Source organism: Planotetraspora sp. A-T 1434 (assembly GCF_025420585.1).
GTDB lineage: Bacteria > Actinomycetota > Actinomycetes > Streptosporangiales > Streptosporangiaceae > JAOEGB01.
This window is the reverse complement of the sequence record NZ_JAOEGB010000013.1, coordinates 84,427-104,507: the sequence shown is the minus strand read 5'-3', so window position 1 is coordinate 104,507 and position 20,081 is coordinate 84,427. Positions and strand designations below refer to the sequence as shown.

The window sequence follows — 20,081 nt, the reverse complement described above, 5'->3', positions numbered from 1 at the left end:
GGGCGGCTGAACATGACCGGCATGGCTGACCTATCGCGCGGTCTCGTCCGCCCATCCCAGACGCCCGAGCCCGTCGCCGTCGTGGGCCTGGCGGGGCGTTTCCCGGGCGCGCGGAACGCCGACGAGTTCTGGGGGAACCTCCTGGACGGCGTGGAGTCGATCGCGTTCTTCGACGAGGACGCGCTGCGCGCCGGCGGCGTCCCCGAGAAGGACCTCCGGGATCCCAACTACGTGCGGGCCGCGCCGGTCATCGAGGATTTCGACCGGTTCGACGCCGAGTTCTTCGGCGTCAGCGCGCGCGAGGCGCAGATCCTCGACCCCCAGTTCCGGCTCTTCCTGGAGACGTGCGGTACGGCGCTGCAGCACGCGGGCCTCGACCCGCGGCGGTTCGACGGCCGCGTGGGGGTGTACGCGGGCTCCCGGCACAACGCCTACCTGGAGGACAACGTCACGCGGAACGCCGCGGTGTGGCGGGCGACGGGCGTCCTGATGGCGATCATCAACAACCACACGGACTACCTGTCCACGGGCGTGGCCTACCGCCTGGGCCTGACCGGTCCGGCGGTCAGCATGGTCACCGCGTGCTCCACCTCGCTGGTCGCCATTCACACCGCGGTCCGCGCGCTGCGCGCGGGGGAGTGCGACGCCGCCCTCGCCGGCGGGGTCGAGCTGGCCCTCCCCATGATCGCCGGCTACACCTACTCCGAGGGCGGCATCTTCTCGCCCGACGGGCACGTGCGGACCTTCGACGCCAAAGCCCGCGGCACGGTGTTCGGCAGCGGAGCCGGGGCGATCGTGCTCAAGCGGCTGGCCGACGCGCTCGCCGACCGTGACACGATCCACGCGGTCATCCGGGGCTCGGCCGTGAACAACGACGGCGGCGACAAGCTCGCCTTCGCCGCGCCGAGCAAGAACGGCCAGGTCGCGGTGGTCGGCGCGGCGCTGCGGGACGCCGGGGTCGACCCGGCGCGCATCGGCTACGTGGAGGCGCACGGCACCGGCACCGCCGTGGGCGACCCCATCGAGGTCGGCGCGCTGGCCGAGGCGTTCGGCCCGCGTCCGGAACACGCCCCGCGCTGCGCCATCTCCTCGGTGAAGTCCAATGTGGGTCACCTGGGCGCCGCCGCCGGAGTGGCCGGGTTCATCAAGGCGGTCTACTGCCTGAAGGAGGGCCTGCTGCCGCCGGCCATCAACTTCGACGAGCCCAACCCTCGCATCGACTTCGACAGCAGCCCGTTCCACGTGCCGGCGACCCTGATGAGCTGGGATCCGGGCTCGGGGAGCCGCCTCGCGTCCGTCAGCTCCTTCGGCATCGGCGGCACCAACGCCCACGTGGTTCTGGAGCAGGCCTCGGCGCCGGCCCCCACCAGGCCGGGCCGCCGGCCGTACCAGCTCCTGACCTTGTCGGCGCGGACCGAGCAGGCGCTCGACGAGGCGGCCGAGCAGCTCGGCACCCATCTGGCCCAGCAGCTTGAGCAGCCGGAAGAGCTGGCCGACGTCGCCTCCACGCTGTCCCGCGGCCGGGCGGCGCTGCGGGTCCGGCGCTTCGCCGTGGCCGCCGACCACGAGGAGGCGGCCCGGGTCGTCGGCTCGGGGGCGCAGGCGGTGAGCGGCGACCGGACCGTGACGTTCCTGTTCCCGGGGCAGGGGGCGCAGCATCCGGGAATGGCGCGGGACCTGTACGACGCCGAGCCGGTGTTCCGCCAGGTGATCGACGACTGCGCGGCGACCCTGCGCGACTCCCACGGCCTGGACCTGCACGGCCTGCTCTTCGACTCCGGCGAGGACGCGGCGCGGCGGCTCAGCCGGACCGCCAACACCCAGCCCGCGCTGTTCTCCGTCGAGTACGCCCTGGCCCGGCTGCTGCGGTCCTACGGCCTGGAGCCGACCGCGATGGCGGGGCACAGCATCGGGGAGTACGTCGCCGCGGCCCTGGCCGGGGTCTTCGACCCCGACGACGCGCTCCGCCTGGTCGCCGAGCGCGGCGCGCTGATGCAGTCGCTCGGCGAGGGCGCGATGGCCGCCGTCACCCTGCCCGAGGAGCTGCTCTGGCCGATGCTGGGCGACGAGGTCGACGTCGCCGCGGTCAACGCCCCAGGCGTGTGCGTGATCTCCGGCACCCATGAGGCCGTCGCCGACGTGACGGAGGCCCTCGCCGTGGAGGGAGTCGTCGCGCGGCCCCTCCACACCTCCCACGCCTTCCACTCCCGCATGATGGATCCGATCCTCGACCGCTTCCGTGAGCGGGTCGCCGAGGTGAAGCTGTCCCCTCCCGCGATCCCGTACGTGTCGAACCTGACCGGCACGTGGGTCGGCGACGCCGAGGCCACCGATCCGGACTACTGGGTGCGCCACCTGCGTGGCTGCGTCCGCTTCTCTGACTCGCTGCGGCTGCTGACGACCGACGGCGACCGGGCGCTCGTCGAGGTCGGGCCGGGCCGTACGCTGAGCGCCCTGGTGGCCGCGCACAGCCAGGAGGCCGTCGTGGTTCCGGCCATGCGCCATCCCCAGCAGGACCGCGACGACGTCAGGGTGGCGCTGGAGGCCGTGGGCCAGGTGTGGGCGGCGGGCGCGCCGGTGGACTGGGACGCCTTCTGGTCCGCCGAGGAGCGCCGCACGGTCCCCCTGCCGACCTACCCGTACCAGCGCCGGCGCTACTGGATCGACCCGGACGAGGAGGTCACGGCCACCCCGGCCGACACCGGCCCCTTCACCGTGCCCGTGTGGCGGGAGACGCCGCCGCCGTCCGCGGGCTCGGCCGACCCCGACGTCCCCTGGCTGGTCTTCGCCCCGGAGGCCGACCCGGCGACGGCGGAGTTCGCCCGGCTGGCCCGCGCCGCCGGCGCGGACGTGCTGGTCGCCGGGGCCCTCGACGACCAGGCGGAGGTGTTCGGGCGGCTTGCCGCACGGGCTCCCGAGCGGGTGCGCGTCGTGCACGCGCTGGCCGCGGCCCCGCGCCCCGACCACGTCTCCGAGGCGGACCACGCCGCTCGCTGGCTTGACCTGGGATTCCACAGCGCGCTCACGGCGCTGCAGACGGCGGCGCGGCTGCTGCCCGGAACGGCGGTGGACCTGGTCGTCGTGACCCGCGACATGCAGGACGTGACCGGCGACGGCGCGGTGGAGCCGGCCAAGGCCGCCGTTCTCGGCCTGGTCAAGCTGGCCCCCAAGGAGTTCGACGCGGTGACCTGCCGGAGCGTGGACTTCGGCGCCGCGCCGCCGTCCACGGCCGCCGCCCAGTTGCTGGCCGAGGTCACCGGGAACGCGGCCGAGGAGCAGGTGGCCTACCGGGGGCGCAAGCGCTGGGTGTGGAGCTACGCGGGCGTGGAGCTGTCCGGCCCCGACGGCGTGCCGTACCTCCTCAGGGAGCGCGGCGTCTACCTCGTCACCGGTGGCCTGGGTGGCCTGGGCCTGCTGGTGGCCCGGCAGCTCGCCTCCCTCGTCTCGGCCCGTCTGGTGCTGGTGGGCCGTACCGGCCTGCCGCCCCGGGAGGAGTGGCCGTCCATCCTGGACGGCGCGGACGACAGGGACAGGGTCGCCGCGCGGATCCGCGGCGTGCTCGACGTCGAGGCGGCGGGGGGCGAGGTTCTCGCCGTCTCCGGCGACGTCACCGACGAGTCCTCGATGAACGCGGTCAAGCGGGCCGCGCGGGAGCGGTTCGGGCCCGTCGACGGGGTGTTCCACCTGGCCGCCGTGGCCGGAGGCGGCATGCTGGAGACACGGTCCCGCGACGACGCCGCCCGGGTCCTCGCCCCGAAGGTGCTGGGCGCCTACGTCGTGGAACGGGTCTTCGAGCCGGAGCTCCTCGTGCTCTACTCCTCGATCGCGGCGGTCTCCGGCGACTTCGGCCTGGGCGACTACGCCGGCGCCAACGCCGTGCTGGACGCCTTCGCCCAGTCCCGATGGGCCCGGGGACGGCACACCGTGTCGGTCAACTGGCCGCCCTTCGCCGAGGCGGGGATGGCGTTCGAGATCGACGCGCCCTCGATCCTGGGCAGCCTGCGCAAGGACGAAGGGGAGCCCGGCGCCGCGGCGCCGGTGGCCCACCCGCTGCTGCGCGACCGGCGAGAGCTCGCGGACGGCTCGATCCGGTTCGAGCTCGAATTCACCCCCGGCGTGTGGGTGCTCGACGAACATCGGCTGGCCGGCGTCCCCACCATGCCGGGCACCGGCATCGTGGAGCTCGTGCGCGCCGCCTTCGCCGAGGTGACCGGGCAGCCGAGGGCGCGGATCGGCAAGCTGCTCTTCCTCGCGCCGCTGATGGTCGCCGAGGGACTGGTGGTGCGGCTCACCCTGACGCCGGCCGGGCGAGGCTACGACGTCACGATCGCCGGAAGCGACGGCGTGGAGTACTCGCGCGGACACGTGGAGGAGGCCCCTGAGGGGACTCCCGCCGTCCACGACCTCGGCGCGCTCCGGGATCGGTGCCCGGACGACACCACCCCCGCGTTCCAGGGGCTGATCGGCGAGCTCCGGTTCGGCCCGCGCTGGCACATCGTGAGCGCGCGGCACTCCGGAGGACCGCTGGAGCTGATCGACGTCCGCCTGCCCGCGGAGTTCGCCGCCGACCTCGCCGACTACTACCTGCACCCGTCGGTGCTGGACGCGTGCGTCGCCGTCGGCCAGAACGTGGCCGGGGACGGCTCCTACCTGCCGTTCGGCTACGACACCATCACCGTCCACGGGCCGCTGCCGGCGCGCGTCACGAGCGTGCTGCGCCACCTGGACGACACCACGGGCGACGTGACCACCGCGGACATCAGCGTGGTGGACGAGAGCGGCCGCGAGCTGGTGACCGTCGAGGGGTTCTCGCTCCTCCGGGTGGACGGGAGGACCGGCGTGTCGGCCGCGGAGGCGGCCGGCCAGACCGTCGGCCAGGCGGCCGTCGCCCGGCCCCCGGCCGTGGACCCCTCCGTGTCGGAGGACGGCGTCCGCAACGCGGAGGCCGCGGAGACGCTGCGCCTCGTCCTGGCCTCCGGGTTCGGACCGCAGCTGATCTGGTGCCCCGAAGGGCTGGGGGAGCGGCTGCGCCGTACGGCCAGGGTCACCAGGGCCGCGCTCGCCGAGAGGCTCACCGCGGACACGGCCGGCGGGGGAGGCACGCGCAGCCTCGACACGCCCTATGTGGAACCCGGCACCGAGCCGGAGCGGGCGCTGGCCGTCCTGTGGGCCGAGGCGCTCGGGATCGACCAGGTCGGCGCGGAGGACGACTTCTTCGACCTCGGCGGCAACTCCCTGGTAGCGGTGCAACTCGTGGCCCGCATCACCCAGCGGTTCCGGAGCGACGTCTCCGTGGCCCGGCTGTTCGATACGCGGACCGTCCGCGGCCTCGCCACGGCGATCGAGGAGGACCTCCTGGCCAAGGTGGCCGCTCTGTCGGACGAAGAGGCGATCGAGGCTCTGAAGGTACTCGAAGGGGAATGATGTTCGAGGACGACGACGACCGCCAGTACAGCGTGGTGGTCAACGACGAGGACCAGTACTCCATCTGGCCCGCCGACCGGCAGCCCCCGGCCGGGTGGCGCGAGGTCGGCATGCGAGGGACCAAGGCGGAGTGCCTCGCGCATATCAGCGAGGTCTGGCAGGACATGCGGCCCAGAAGCCTGCGCGAGCGGATGGAAGGCCCGTGACCCAGGCCGTAACGCAGGCCGTGACCCCGGCCGTGACCCCGGCCGGGACCCGGCCCGGGGACCATCGGGTCGGAGTGCTCCTGGAGCAGCGCGACCTCTCGCCGGCGGAGACGCTCGCCCGGGCCGGTCTCGCCGACGAGCTGGGCGTGGACTCCCAGTGGCTGGTGCAGCTGCCCAACCAGCGGGACAGCGTGGTTCTGCTGGCCGCCATGGCGGCTCGGACGGGCCGGTCGGGGATCGGCAGCGCGATTCTTCCGCTGTATTCACGGCCGCCGGTGGTGATGGCGCACACCGCGCTCACCCTCGACGAGCTGTCCGGCGGGCGCTTCACGCTCGGCCTCGGCCTCGGTCACCGCGGCGTCGGCGAGTGGATGGTCGGGGCGGGCACGACGCCGCCCGCCCTGGCCGGCACGCGGGAGTACCTCCAGATCACCACCTCCCTCATCCGCGACGGAGAGGTGAGCCAGGACGGCAAGTGGTTCAGCGGCCACGCCTCCTACACGGGGCCACGCCGCGACGGCATGGCCGTACACCTGGGCGCCTTCGGCCCGAAGCTCCTGGAGCTGGCCGGAGAGCTGGCCGACGGCGCGATCCTGTGGATGTGCACGCCCGGATACGTCCGGGAGCACGCCGTGCCCGCGCTGCGAAGGGGGCTGGGACGCCGAGCCGACGGCCGTTACCCGGGCGGCGCCGGATTCGAGGTGGCCGTCGTCCTCAACGCGGCCGTCACCCCCGAGCCCGAGGCCGACAGGGCCGGGTTCCACCGCTACCTGTCGGCCTACCTCCGGGTGCCGACCTACCGGCGGCTGTTCACCGCCAGCGGATTCGGCGCGCAGGCCGGCGCCGGGCGGCCCGACGACGACATGGTCCGGGCCCTCACGGCGATCGGCGCGGCGGAGGACCTGCGCTCGAAGATGGACGACTACGCCGCCGCCGGGGCGACCCGGATGCTGATCTCGCCGACGGTCAGCGCCCACTTCGACAGAGACCGGTTCGCCGCCACCCTACGAGGAGGACTCGGGTGACCAGCCCCTGGATGGCCCGGCTCGGCCCGGTCGCGGATCCCCGCGTGCGGGTGGTGTGCCTTCCCCAGGCCGGCGGCGGCACCGCCACCTTCCGGCCGCTCTCCGGCGAGCTTCCCCGCGACATCGATCTGTACGCGCTCCGCCTGCCCGGCCGGGAGACCCGGCGGCGGGAGGCGCCGATCCGGCGGATGGACGATCTCGTCGACACCCTGCTCCTGGAGCTCGACCGTTACAAGGACCTGCCGCTGGCCCTCTTCGGCTACTGCTCCGGCGCCTACCTCATGATCGAGCTCGCCCGGGCCATGGTCCGCACGGGACGGCCCGCGCCCGTCCGGCTGTTCGCCTGCGGCGCGTGCGGGCCCGCCACCGCGGACCGGGGGCGCGGCGTCCACGCCATGCCGGACGCCGAGTTCAAGGACTACCTGCGCCAGTTCAACGTCACGCCACCCGCCATCCTCGGCGACCCGGCCCTGTTCGGCATGTTCGAGACGGCGATCAGGGCCGACTTCGAGGTCTTCGAGACCGCGCCGTTCGCCCCCGGACCGCCGCTCGACGTGCCGATCACGGCGATCGCCGGGCGGGACGACGGGAGCGTGCTCTTCGAGGAGGTGCTGGAGTGGCGGGAACACACCTCCCGCGCCTTCACGCTGCGGGTCCTCCCCGGCGGCCACGACTTCTTCACCGCGAACCTGCGGGCGCTCGGCGCCGCCATGGCCAGCGATCTCAAGTGTGATCTCAAGGAGGGGTGACGGATGGGCGGACCAGCCGGGGCCGGCGATCTGTCTCCGGCCAAGCGGGCGCTGCTGGCCCGCCTGCGCACCGGTGGCGCGAAGGAGGCGGATCCGATCCCGCCGCTCGCCGGAGACGGGCCGTCCCCGCTGTCGTACGCGCAGGAGCGGGTCTGGTTCACCGACCGGCTCGCCCCCTCCGGCATGCCGCTGTTCCACCTGGTGATGGCCGCCCGCTGCCCGTTCGACGTCGACGCCGCCTTCATCGAGGAACGGCTGGCCGGCGTCGTGCCCCGGTACGACGCGCTGCGCGCCTCGATCGACACCGACGGAGACGAGCCCCGGCTGCGCGTCGCCCCCTCAGTGCCGATCGAGGTCCCGGTCACCGACCTGTCCGACCGCACGGCGGTCACCGACGCCGAGATGGCCGCACTGGCCCGCGACGCGGCATTGGAGATCGCCAAGCGCCCCTACGACCTCACACGGGCCCCGCTGTGGCGGGTCGAGCTCGTACGGCTGCCGCGCGGCGAGCCGATGCTGGTCCTCGCCGCCCACCACCTCGTGCTGGACGGCACCTCCCTGGCGCTGCTCGCCGCCGAGGTCGGCGGGATGCCCTCGCCCCCGGCGCCGGTCCGTTTCGCCGACTTCGCCGCCTGGCAGCGGGCGCAGGTCGAAGGCGGAGCGTTCGCCGACGAGCTCGCCTACTGGACCGACCGCCTCACCGATCTCCCGCCGCCGCTGGAGCTGCCCGCCGACCGGTCCCGCACCGGCGAGCCGACACTGCGCGGCGCGACCGTCAGCGCCGTCGTCCCGGACCCGGTCGTCGCCCGGCTTCGTGACATGTCCCGCGCCGAGGGCGCCACGCCGTACATCACCATGCTGGCCGGGTTCAAGACCCTCCTGCACCGCTGGACGGGCGAGCGGGACATCGTCGTCGGCGCCTCCGTCTCCGGCCGCACCCGGCCCGAGCTGCGGTTCCTTCTCGGGATGTTCGTGAACATGGTGGTCCTGCGCACGTCTCTCAGCGGCCGCCCGACCTTCCGCGAGGTGCTGGCCCGGACCCGGCGCACCGCCTCGGACGCGTTCGGCCGCCAGAACGTCCCGTACGAGCGGCTCGTGCGCGAGCTGCGCGGGCCGGGCCGGGGCGGTGCGACGGCCCCGCCGGTCACCGTGTGCTTCAACATGCCGGCTCAGGACCTGGTCCTTCCGGTCACGCCCGTCGACCTGCCCATCGCCCCAGAGGGGTCTCAGTTCGACCTGACCGTGCACGTCATGCCGGAGGCGGGCGAGGGGTTCCGGGTCCAGTTCGAGTACTCGGCCGACCTGTTCGAGGAGGCCACCGCCCGGCGCCTGCTCGACCAGTACCTCGTCCTCCTGGAGAGCCTGGTCGGCGCGCCCGACGTCCCCGTGGCCCGCGCGGTCCTGCTCCGTCCCGCGGAGCGGGCCGCGCTGCTCGGCACGACGGACGGAGGCGCGGCCCGCGAGAGCATGCCTGGCGGGCGTGTGGAGGCCGGGCGTGTGGAGGACGGGCGCGTGGCCGGCGGAAGCATGGCCGGCGGGCGTGCGCCAGGCGGGAGCGCGGCGGAGGCGCGGGACAGAGACCTCCCGCCGGCGCTTCCCGGGCTGGTCCTCGCCCAGGCTGCCGCCACCCCCGAGGCCGTGGCGGTCGCCGGCCACGGGGGCGCGGTCACTTACGCGGAGCTGGTCCGGCGGGCCGACGCCGTCGCTGCCTGGCTCCGGGCGCGAGGGGTGCGCCCGGGCGATCCCGTCGGCGTACGGCTCCCGCGCGGGCCCGGCCTCCCGGCGGCGGTGCTGGGGATCTGGCTCAGCGGCGGCGTCTACGTGCCCCTTGATCCCGCGCTGCCGCCCGCCCGTGCCGGCGCGATCGCCGCCGACGTCGGCGCGCGGCTCGTCCTGGACGCGGATGCGATCGAGGCGGCGCAGGGCAACGAGGCGGCGCAGGGCATCGAGGCGGCGCAGGGCATCGAGGCGGCGCAGGGCTCCGGCGCGCGCCCTCCCGATCCCGCCCATCCTGGCCATCACGGCATGGCCGATCCCGGAGGGCCGGCGTACATCATCTACACGTCGGGCTCGACTGGCCGGCCCAAGGGCGCCGTCGTAACCCACGCCGGCATCGCCAACCGGGTGCGGTGGGCCGTGCGGCGGTACGGCTTCGCGCCCGCCGACCGGATGCTGCACAAGACGCGGATCAGCTTCGACGCCCACGTCTGGGAGCTGTTCGCTCCTCTGGTCAGCGGCGGCGCGGTGGTGATGGCGCCTCCCGGCGTGGAGGAGGACCCGGCGGCCATGCTGCGTGCGGTCGCCGCGGAGCGTGTCACCGTGCTCCAGGTCGTGCCGTCCGTGCTCCGGCTGCTGGCCGAGGCCGATCCCGAGTGGGCCGGCTGCGCGCGGCTGCGCCTGCTGTTCTCGGCGGGCGAGCCGCTGCACGCCGAGCTGTGCGGGCGCGTCCGCGCGCTCCGCCCGGGACTTCACATCGTGAACACCTATGGCCCGACCGAGTGCGCGATCGACGTGACCGCCCACGACGCCGATCCCGCGCAGGACGGCGGGCAGATTCCCATCGGCCGGCCGATCGACGGCATCCGCGCTCACGTGCTCGACGGGGAGTGCGAGCCGGTGCCCGACGGTGTGCCGGGAGAGCTGTACGTCGGAGGCGTCGGCGTCGGCCTCGGCTACCACGGCCGCCCGGCTCTGACCGCGGAGGCGTTCCTTCCCGACCCGTTCGGGCCGCCCGGCTCGCGCCTCTACCGGACCGGCGACCGCGCCCGGAGGCGCCCGGACGGCACGCTGGAGTTCCTCGGCCGCCGCGACCGGCAGGTCAAGGTCAACGGCGTGCGCGTCGAGCCGGGTGAGGTCGAGAGCGCACTCGCCGCGCACCCCCGCGTCAAGGGAGCCGCCGTCGTCACGGCCCCCGACGGTCACGGCGCCACGCGGCTGATCGCGTACGTGACGGGTGACGCCGTCCAGGACGAGCTCCGGGCCCACCTCCGCGAGCGCCTGCCCGCGCCGATGGTGCCCGCGTTGATCCTCCGGCTGGACGCCCTGCCGCTCAACGCCAGCGGCAAGGTGGACCGGGGGGCCCTCGACGCGCTCGCCGCCCCCGCTGTCGCGCCGGGCTCGTACACCGCGCCTCGGACCACGGCCGAGCAGGTGGTCGCCGGGATCTGGTGCGAGGTCCTCGGGGTGGACCGGGTGGGGACGACGGACGACTTCTTCGCGGTCGGCGGCCACTCGTTGCTGGTCATCCGCCTGGCGGGCCGGCTGCGCGAGCGGTTCGGCACCGACGTCGCGCTGCGCGAGCTGCTCACGGCCACCACGGTCGCCGACCAGGCCCGCCTGGTGGCCAGGTCGCGGGAGATCGCGCCGATCACGCGAATGCCCGGGGACGGGCCGATGCCGCTGTCCTCCGGCCAGCGCCGCCTGTGGTTCCTCGACCGCCTGGACTCTGACTCCTCGGCGGGGGGAACCTCGCAGTACGTCCTGCCCCACGTGGCCCGGCTGAGGGGGACCGTCGACTCGCGCGCGCTGCGTCAGGCACTCGCCCGGGTGGTCGCGCGCCATGAGATCCTGCGCACCCGCTACGTGGTGCTGGACGGCGAGCCGGCGCAGGTCGCCGATCCTCCCGGCGACGTGGATCTGCCCGTCGCGGACGCGACGCCCGCGACCCTGGAGAAGGCGGTGGCCGCCGAGATCAACCGCCCGTTCGACCTCTCGGCGGGTCCCGTGCTCCGGGCTCTGCTGCTGCGTCTCGCACCGGACGACCACGTCCTCGTCCTGTGCGTGCACCACATCGCCGCCGACGGGTGGTCGATGGAGATCCTCTGCCGTGACCTGTGGGACGCGTACGCGGGCGCCGATCTCCCGGCCCCGGAGGTGCGCTACGGCGACTACGCCTCGTGGGAACAGGCCCGCCTCGGCACTCCGGAGATCGCGGAGCAGCTGGCCTACTGGCAGGCCCGGCTGGCGGGGGCCGTCCCGGCGGAGCTGCCCGCCGACCGGCCGCGCCCGCGGACCTGGAGCGGACGCGGCGCCATCCGGACGTTCACCGTGCCCGCGAGCCTGGGCGCACGGCTGGTACGGCTCGGCCGGGACGCGGGCGCCACGCCGTTCATGACGTTCCTCGCCGCGTTCAAGGTGTTGCTCGCCCGCTACACCGGAGCCGGCGACCTCGTCATCGGCACCCCGGTGGCGGGGCGCACCCACCCGGCCACCGAGGGGCTCGTCGGCTTCTTCGTCAACACGCTGGTGCTCCGCACCGACGTCTCGGGGGACCCCGCGTTCGGTGAGCTGCTGCGCCGGGTGCGCGGCGTGTGCCTCGACGCGTACGCCCGGCAGGACCTGCCGTTCGAGCGCCTGGTCGAGGTGCTGCAGCCCGGCCGTGACACCTCCAGGAACCCGCTGTTCCAGCTCATGTTCGAGTTCGGCCCAGGGCAGGCGGGGCAGGCCGGACAGGGGGGCCAGGTCCCGGACGCGGACTCCGCCGGTCCGGGGGTGGAGGCGATGGGGGAGGAGATGCCGTGGCGCACGGCGAAGTTCGACCTCACCCTGGGGCTCGCCGAGCGAGCCGACGGCTCCCTGCTCGGCTACGTGGAGTACGCCACGGACATAGTCGACGAGGCCGCCGTCGATCAGCTCGTCGCGCACTACCTGCGCGTCCTGGAGGGGGTGGCCGCCGATCCGGCCGCGCCGCTGAGCCGGCTGGAGCTGCTGACTCCGGCCGAGCGGCGGCGGCTGATCGAGGACCCGCCGACGCTGCCCGGCACGCCGCCGCCGTTCTCCGAAGCCTGCGTTCACGAGGTTTTCGCGGCGGTGGCGGCCGTCATACCCGACGCGCCCGCCGTGGTCCAGGGCGGCTTTCAGCTGAGCTACGCCGAGCTGGACCGGCGCGCGAACGCCCTGGCGGCCCGGCTGCGCCGGCGCGGTGTGACAGCCGAGACACGCGTCGCGGTGTGCGCCCGCCGCGGCACCGGAGTGGTCGTCGCCCTGCTGGCCATCCTGAAGGCCGGTGGCGTGTATGTGCCGATCGACCCCGAGTCCCCGGACGAGCGCCGCCGCTCGCTGCTCGCCGACGCCGGCGCCGCCGTGATTCTCGGTGACGGCGACCTGGACGGATGGTCAGCCGGCGTCGCTGACGCGCCTGACCCGGTGACGAGCTCCGGCAACCTCGCCTACGTGATCTACACGTCGGGGTCGACCGGGAAGCCCAAGGGCGTGATGATCGACCACCGGGCCTATCTGCATCACTGCCGGGCCATCGCGGAGCCGTACGGCATCCGCGAGGGTGACCGGGTGGCGCTGCTGTCGTCCCTGGTCTTCGACGTGGCGATGGACCAGATGATGGCCACCCTGCTCGCGGGCGCGACGGTGGTCGTGGCGGAGCCGGGGCTGAACGAGCCCGCCGCGCTGCTCGGCTGGCTGGAGAGGGAGCGGATCACCCACATCGAGATCACTCCCGCGCACTATCGCGAGGTGATGGCCGTCGTCACGCCCGGCGACCCGCGCCTGGCCGCGCTGCGGTTGATGAACGTCGGCAGCGACGTCGTCACCTACGATGACGCGCGCCGCTGGCACGCGGCCGGGCTTCCCGGGGCCTTCCTGTGCAACTACGGGCCCACGGAATGCACCGTCACCTGCACACTGCACCCCGTGGACCCGGCGGAGGCCGCCGCCCGCCGGCCCGAGCAGTCCATCCCGATCGGCCGCCCGGTCGCCGGCACCCGCGCCTACGTGCTCGACGGCTCGCTCAACCCGGTGCCGCCCGGAGTGCCGGGCGAGCTCTACCTGGGCGGCGTCCGGCTCGCCCGCGGCTACCTCGACCGGCCGGGGCTCACCGCGGAGCGGTTCGTGCCCGACCCCTTCGGCGACGGCCCCGGAGGGCGCCTCTACCGGACGGGCGACCTCGTCCGCTACCGCGCCGACGGGGCCGTGGAGTTCCTCGGACGGCTCGACACCCAGGTCAAGATCCGGGGGTTCCGCATCGAACTGGGGGAGATCGAGGCGACCCTGGCGGCGCATCCCTGTGTCAGGGCCACGGCGGTGGTGGCCCACCGCGACGGCGGCGAGCCGGAGCTGGCCGCCTATGTGGTGCTCAAGGAGGAGATCGACCCGCACGCCCTGCGGGACCATCTCGCCGAGCGCGTGCCGGGTTACATGATCCCCGCCTACTGGACGGTCCTGGGCGAGCTGCCGCTGACCCCCAGCGCCAAGGTGGACCGGCGCGCCCTGCCCGCCCCGCGGCGGTTGCACGCGCGGTACGCGCCCCCGGCCACGCCCGCCGAGGAGCGGGTCCGCGCGATCTGGGCGGAAGTGATCGGCTGCGACCCGGACGGCATCGGGCGGCACGACGACTTCTTCGCCGTCGGCGGCCACTCGCTCCGGGCCACCCGGGTGCACACCCGCATCCGCGAGTCGTTCGCGGTCGAGCTGCCCCTGCGGACGCTGTTCGACGCCACCACGGTCGAGACCCTGGCCGCCGCCGTGGCGCGGGCGGTCGAGGACGAGGTCGCCGCGCTGTCCGACGAGGAGGTCGCGGCGCTGCTGGCGGAGATGGGAGAGGGACAGTGACCGGGACCCTGGACGCCGCCCGCCGGGCGCTCCTCGCGCGGCGGCTGCGGGGCGAGTCCTCCCGCGCCGACGGCATCCCCGTGACCGGCGGCGCCGCGCCGCTTCCGCTGTCCTTCGGGCAGCAGCGGCTGTGGGTGCTGGACCAGCTCGCTCCCGGCAGCGCGGAGTATGTCGTCCCGGTCGTGCTGCGCCTGACCGGGCCGCTCGACCTGGCCGCTCTTCGGGGGGCGCTGACCGCCGTCGTCGCCCGCCACGAGACCCTGCGAACCCGATACGTGGTCGAGGGCGGGGAGCCGGTCCAGGTGGTCGATCCTCCGGCGGAGGTCCCGCTGGGGGTCGTCGAGGTGGCCGAGGACCGCCTGCCCGGCCTCGTCGCCGAGGCGGTGGCGACCGGGTTCGACCTCGCCCGCGGTCCCGTCCTCAGGGCGGTGCTGGCCCGCCTCGGCGCCGGCGGCCACATGCCCGGCGATGTGCCCGGTGATGTGCCCGGTGATGTGCCCGGTGATGTGCCCGCCGATGTGCCCGCCGATGTGCCCGCCGATGTGCTGGTCCATGTGCTCGTCCTGGCCGTCCACCACATCGCGTGCGACGGCTGGTCGGTCGACATCATCGGCCGCGAGCTCGCCCTCTGCTATGACGCGCTGGCCGCCGGGCGCGATCCGGAGCTTCCCCTGCCCGCCGTGCGGTACGCCGACTTCGCCGCCTGGCAGCGGAGCCGGCTGTCCGGAGAGCCGCTGGAGCGGCGCCTGGCCTACTGGAGAGCGGCGCTGGACGGGCTGGCGCCCCTCGAACTGCCCCTCGACCGGCCGCGCGTCACTCCCCGGGATCCGCGGGGCGGGCGGGTGTCGTTCGGCGTCCCTGCCGAGACCGGCGCCGCCCTCATCCGCATCGGCCGGAGCCGCGACGCCACGCCGTACATGGTGCTGCTCGCGGCGTTCGCCGCGCTGCTGGCCCGGCTCTCCGGGCAGCGCGACCTGGCCGTCGGAACCCCCATGGCGGGCCGCCCGCTGTCACAGGTGGAGAACACCGTCGGCTTCTTCGTCAACACGGTGGTCCTCCGCTGCGACCTGTCCGGCGATCCGAGCTTCACCGAGCTGGTCGGCAGGGTCAGGGAGACCGTTCTGGCCGCCGCGGAACACCAGGACCTGCCGTTCGAACGGCTCGTCTCCGCACTCGACCTGGAGCGGGACCTGTCGAGGAACCCGCTGGTCGACGCGCTGTTCCTGGTGGAGGACGCGGCGGCGGCGCCGCCCCAGGCGATGGGGGGCGTCCTGGTGGGGGAGATCCCCGTCGACTCGCCGGCCGTCAAGACCGACCTGCTGCTCGGGCTGCGGCAGCTCGGAGACGGCTCCCTCTTCGGCGCGCTGGAGTACGCCACGGCGCTGTTCGAGCGCGCGACCGCCGAACGGTGGGCCGGCTACTACGTGCACATCCTCGCCGCCGTGGCGGCCGACCCGGAGCTGCGGCTCGGCGACCTTCCGGTGCCTCCCGCCGAGGAGATCGCCGCCCTGTCCGCCTGGAACGACACGGCCGCTGATTTCCCGGACAGAACCCTCCCCGATCTGATCGAGGAGACCGTACGCCGCGCCCCCGGCGCCGTCGCGGTCACGACGGAGACGGAAGAGCTGACCTATGCCGAGCTCGACGCGCGGGCGAACAGGCTGGGCCACGAGTTACTGGCGCGCGGCGTCCGCCGGGGCGACCTGGTGGCCGTCTGCCTCAAGAGGTCGGCCGACCTGGTGGTCACGTTGCTGGCGATCCTCAAGACCGGCGCCGCCTACCTTCCGGTTGATCCCGACCATCCCGCTTCACGGGTCGGCTACATCCTGGCCGACGCGCGGGCGGCCGCCGTCGTGAGCGTGTCCGCCCACGCGGCGGTGCTCCCGGGAAGAGGCGTGGAGACCGTGCCGAGGCCGACGCCGGGAACGCCGGCCGAGACCGTGCTCCTGGACCGCGACGCCGCCTCGATCGCCCGCCGCCCGGCGACGGCCCCCCTGAGCCCGCAGGCGGGCGGGCGCCCCTGTCCTGAGGACCTGGCGTACGTCATCTACACCTCCGGCTCCACCGGTCACCCCAAAGGGGTCATGATCCCGCATCGGGGCATCGTCAACCGCCTGCACTGGATGCAGAAGGAGTACGGCCTCACCCCCGGCGGGCGCGTCGTCCAGAAGACCCCCTACACCTTCGACGTGTCGGTATGGGAGTTCTTCTGGCCGCTGATCGCCGGGGCCCGCCTCGTGGTCGCGCCGCCGGACCTGCACCTCGACCCGCCCGCGCTGTCCGCCTTCGTCGCCGGGCAGGGGGTCACCCACCTGCATTTCGTGCCCTCGATGCTGGACGTCTTCCTCGACCTCGCGAACGGCTTCCCCGGGTGCGTGGAGAAGGTGTTCTGCAGCGGCGAGGCGCTGCGCTCGGTCACCGCCCGCCGCCTCCGGGACCGCGCGCCCGGCGTCGAGCTGCACAACCTGTACGGCCCGACCGAGGCGAGCGTCGATGTGACCGCCTGCCCGGTGGGGCCGGACCCCGGCGACCCGGTGCCCATCGGACGGGCGATCGACAACATCGTCGTGCACGTCCTGGACGACGGCCTGCGTCCCACCGCGCTCGGCGTCACGGGCGAAATCCACCTCGGCGGAGCCGGATTGGCCGTGGGCTACGCCGGCCGGCCGGCGCTCACCGCGGATCGTTTCGTGCCCGCCCCCGAGGGGCTGGGGCTGCCGCCGGGAGCGCGCCTCTACCGGACGGGCGACCTGGCCCGCCGCCGAGCCGACGGTCAGATCGAGTATCTCGGCCGCACCGACCACCAGGTGAAGCTGCGCGGCCTGCGGATCGAGCCGGGCGAGATCGAGGCGGCGCTGGGAGACCATCCCCGCGTCGCGGCGGCGGCGGTCGCCGTCCACCGGCCGCCCGGCGCCGATCCTCAGCTCGTGGCCCATGTCGTCCCCGTGGGCGCGCACGAGCCCGGTGAGCCCCCCGGTGAGCTGCCTGGTGAGCTGCCCGGCGAGCCGGACCGTGAGCTGCCAGGTGAGCTGCGCGCCCACCTGGCGGGCCGGCTGCCCGCCTACATGGTCCCCGCGCACTTCGTCATCCTGACCGCTCTGCCGTACACCACGAGCGGGAAGGTGGACCGCAAGGCGCTGCCCGCGCCCGCGGAGGAGCGGCCGGACCCCGCACGAACCCCGCCGCGCGGCCCCGTGGAGGAGGTGGTCGCCGCTGTCTGGGCCGAGGTGCTGGACGTCCCCGGCGGAGGCATCGGCCGCGACGACGGGTTCTTCGACCGGGGCGGCGACTCCATGCGGGCCGTCCGGGCGGTCGGGCGGCTGCGCGACCGCGGCATCGAGGTGACGGTCCAGGACCTGTTCCGGCACCGAACCCTGGAGGCCCTCGCGTCGGCGGCCCGCGCGCCGTCGCGCCGCGCCGACGACCGCAGGGCCGAGTCGTTCTCCCTGATCTCGGTCGCGGACCGGGGCTTGCTCGGGGCCCGTGACGATCTCGTGGACGCCTACCCCCTCTCCCGGATCCAGGCCGGCATGCTCTTTGAGATGCTCGGCGACGGCGACGTACGGCCGTATCACAACGTCACGTGCTACGCCGTCCGCGGGGAGGGCCCCTTCGACCCTGCCGCGCTGCGCGCCGCCGCCCGGGCCGTCGTGGACCGGCACGAGGTCCTCCGCACCGGCTTCGACCTGACGTCGTACGGCGAGCCGCTGCAGCTGGTCCACCGCCGGGCGTCACCGGACGTCGTGATCGACGACCTGCGCGGCCTACCGTCGGACGAGCAGCGCGACGCCGTCATCCGGGCTGCCGCCACCGAGCGCCGGGTGCTGTTCGACCTGGAACGGCCCCCGCTGTGGCGCCTGCGGGTCCACGTGGTCGCCGACGACCAGTGGTGGCTGTCCGTGGTTGAATGTCACGCCATCCTGGACGGCTGGAGTCACAACTCGCTGCTTAGCGAGCTCATCGCGTACTACCGTGAGGCGGCATCGGGCCTCCCGCCGGTCCCGCGCCCGCTTCCGGACGTGCGCTTCGCCGACTTCGTGGCCGCCGAGGGCGAGTCGCTGCGGTCGGAGGAGAGCCGGGAGTTCTGGCGGCTCCGGCTGGCCGGGCGCGCCAGGTTCGCCGTGCCGTACGGCTGGGGCGGCCCGGACGACCGGATGATGACCGTGCAGATCCCCATCGGCGGGCACGCCGCGCTGAAGGCCCGGGCGGCCGCCGCCGGGGTGCCGGTGAAGACCGTCTTCCTGACCGCCTACCTCAAGACGCTGGCCGCGTTCTCCTCCGCTCCCCGCTTCTTCGCGGGCCTGGTGGTGAACGGCCGGCTGGAGACGCGCGGCGGGGATGAGATCGCCGGCATGCACCTCAACACGGTGCCGTTCGCCGTGCCGGACCTCCCCGCCGCGGCCGGCTGGGATGAACTTCTGGCCGCCGTCTTCGCCGAGGAGACGGCGCTGCAGCCGCATCGCAGGTATCCGCTGACCGAGCTTCAGCGGGGCTCCACCGAGCCGCTGATCGAGGCCACCTTCAACTACCTCGACTTCTACACCGTCGACCAGAAGGCGGTGGATCTCGCCCAAACCGTGGACGACAGCCCCAACGAGTTCCCGCTCGTCGTGACCGTGGTGCCGGGCGCCGTGCAGGTGACCGTCCGGACGGGCCGGGTGGGGGAGGGCTGGGCGCGGGTCGTCGGCGAGACGTTCGCGGCGATCGTGGCGACCATGTCCGAGGGCATGTCCGACCGCATGTCCGACCGCATGTCCGACCGCATGTCCGACCGCATGTCCGAGCGCATGTTCCAGAGCATGTCCGAGGGCATGTCCGAGCGCGTGTTCCAGAGCATGTCCGAGGGCATGTCCGAGCGCGTGTTCCAGAGCATGTCCGAGGGCATGTCCGAGCGCGTGTTCCAGAGCATGTCCGAGGGCATGTCCGAGCGCGTGTTCCAGAGCCTGGACGTGGCGGACCACGCCCCGCACCCGGTCTTCCATCCGGGCGGGCGGCCGCCGCAGGGCGACGCCGCACCCGCCCCGAACCCGGTGCCCGGCACCGACCCGGCGCCCGGCACCGGCGCGGCGGCCGCCACCGGCGTGGAGCGCGCCGTCGCGGCGATCTGGGCCGAGCTTCTCGGAGTCGACCGGATCGGCCTCCACGACGATTTCATCGCTCTGGGCGGCCACTCGCTGACGGCCATGCGGGCGTCCGTGCGGCTGGGCAGGGAGCACGGCATCGTGATCTCGCCCCGGGAGATCCTGCGCCGTCGCACCGTCGCCGCCGTGGCGGCCGGGACCCGCCGGCGCTCCGAAGGCGGCTCGCTGGTCTGGCTGCGCGCGGACGGCCGCGGCAGGCCGCTCGTCGTCGTCCATCCGGGCGGCGGCGGCGTCCACTGGTACCGGGAGCTGGCCGACGCGATCGACGCGCCGGTCGCGGCGCTCCAGCATCCCGCCGTGGCCGAGCCGGACCTGGCCGGCCTGACCGTCGAAGAGCTCGCGGGCCGCTACCTGGAGGAAATCGGCGCCGCCCTGCCCCGGGGGGACTGGGCGCTGCTCGGCTGGTGCGGCGGCTCGCCGGTCACCTGGGAGCTAGCCCGGCGCCGCGGCCCCGGCCACGGACCCGTGATCCTCCTCGACCCCGCGCTGGAGGGCATCGCCGGAGCCGCGACCAGCCCGCAGCTCCCCATGCTGCGCCGGTGCGAGGAGCTTCTGGCACTGCTCGCCGCCGGGGAGACCTCGGTGCGGGACGAGGCGGCGGCGCTGCTCCGGGCGGTGGTCGACGACGAGCGGGCGCACGCGCTGATCGACCGGGAGCCGGATCCCGGATGGGCCGCCGCCTGGGCCGCCACCGTGACCGTGTGGCGGCGCCTCGCGGAGACCCGGCTGGCCTACCGCTTCACACCGCTCGGCCGTCCGGTCCACCTGGTCGCCGGGGACGAGCTCGTGGAGGGCGACCACGTCGCCCTGAGCGCCCGGGACTACGACGACTACCTGAGCCGATGGCGGGCGCTCGCGCCGATCGAGCTGCACCGGGTCTCCGGCGGCCATGTCGGCGTGCTGAGGCCGCCGCACGTGACCGAGCTCGTGAAGATCATTCAATCCATCCCCGGAACGGCCTGACCGATCTCA

Annotated in this window: 6 protein-coding genes; all 6 read left to right on the top strand. The window is 74.3% G+C overall.

Going from position 1 to position 20,081, the window contains the following annotated elements; genetic code table 11:
• Positions 1-21: 21 nt before the first annotated feature.
• The 6 genes from N5079_RS18495 to N5079_RS18470 are packed head-to-tail and all read left to right on the top strand — an operon-like array spanning position 22 to position 20,072.
• Positions 22-5,424, top strand: coding sequence for a type I polyketide synthase (locus N5079_RS18495; protein WP_261585164.1), 5,403 nt, complete (start codon positions 22-24; stop codon positions 5,422-5,424).
• A complete protein-coding gene (locus N5079_RS18490) occupies positions 5,424-5,630 on the top strand; it encodes an MbtH family protein (RefSeq protein WP_261585163.1) in 207 nt (68 codons plus the stop codon). The genes N5079_RS18495 and N5079_RS18490 overlap by 1 nt, the downstream gene beginning before the upstream one ends.
• Positions 5,627-6,655, top strand: coding sequence for an LLM class flavin-dependent oxidoreductase (locus tag N5079_RS18485; RefSeq protein WP_261585162.1), 1,029 nt, complete (start codon positions 5,627-5,629; stop codon positions 6,653-6,655). The genes N5079_RS18490 and N5079_RS18485 overlap by 4 nt, the downstream gene beginning before the upstream one ends.
• Complete coding sequence (locus N5079_RS18480; RefSeq protein WP_261585161.1) at positions 6,652-7,404, top strand: thioesterase II family protein; 753 nt, start codon at positions 6,652-6,654, stop codon at positions 7,402-7,404. The genes N5079_RS18485 and N5079_RS18480 overlap by 4 nt, the downstream gene beginning before the upstream one ends.
• Before the next feature lie 3 nt (positions 7,405-7,407).
• Positions 7,408-13,968 carry a non-ribosomal peptide synthetase gene (locus N5079_RS18475; protein WP_261585160.1) on the top strand — a complete coding sequence of 2,187 codons (6,561 nt, stop codon included), beginning with the start codon at positions 7,408-7,410 and terminating at the stop codon, positions 13,966-13,968.
• Complete coding sequence (locus N5079_RS18470) at positions 13,965-20,072, top strand: non-ribosomal peptide synthetase (RefSeq protein ID WP_261585158.1); 6,108 nt, start codon at positions 13,965-13,967, stop codon at positions 20,070-20,072. The genes N5079_RS18475 and N5079_RS18470 overlap by 4 nt, the downstream gene beginning before the upstream one ends.
• The last annotated feature ends 9 nt before the right edge of the window (positions 20,073-20,081 follow it).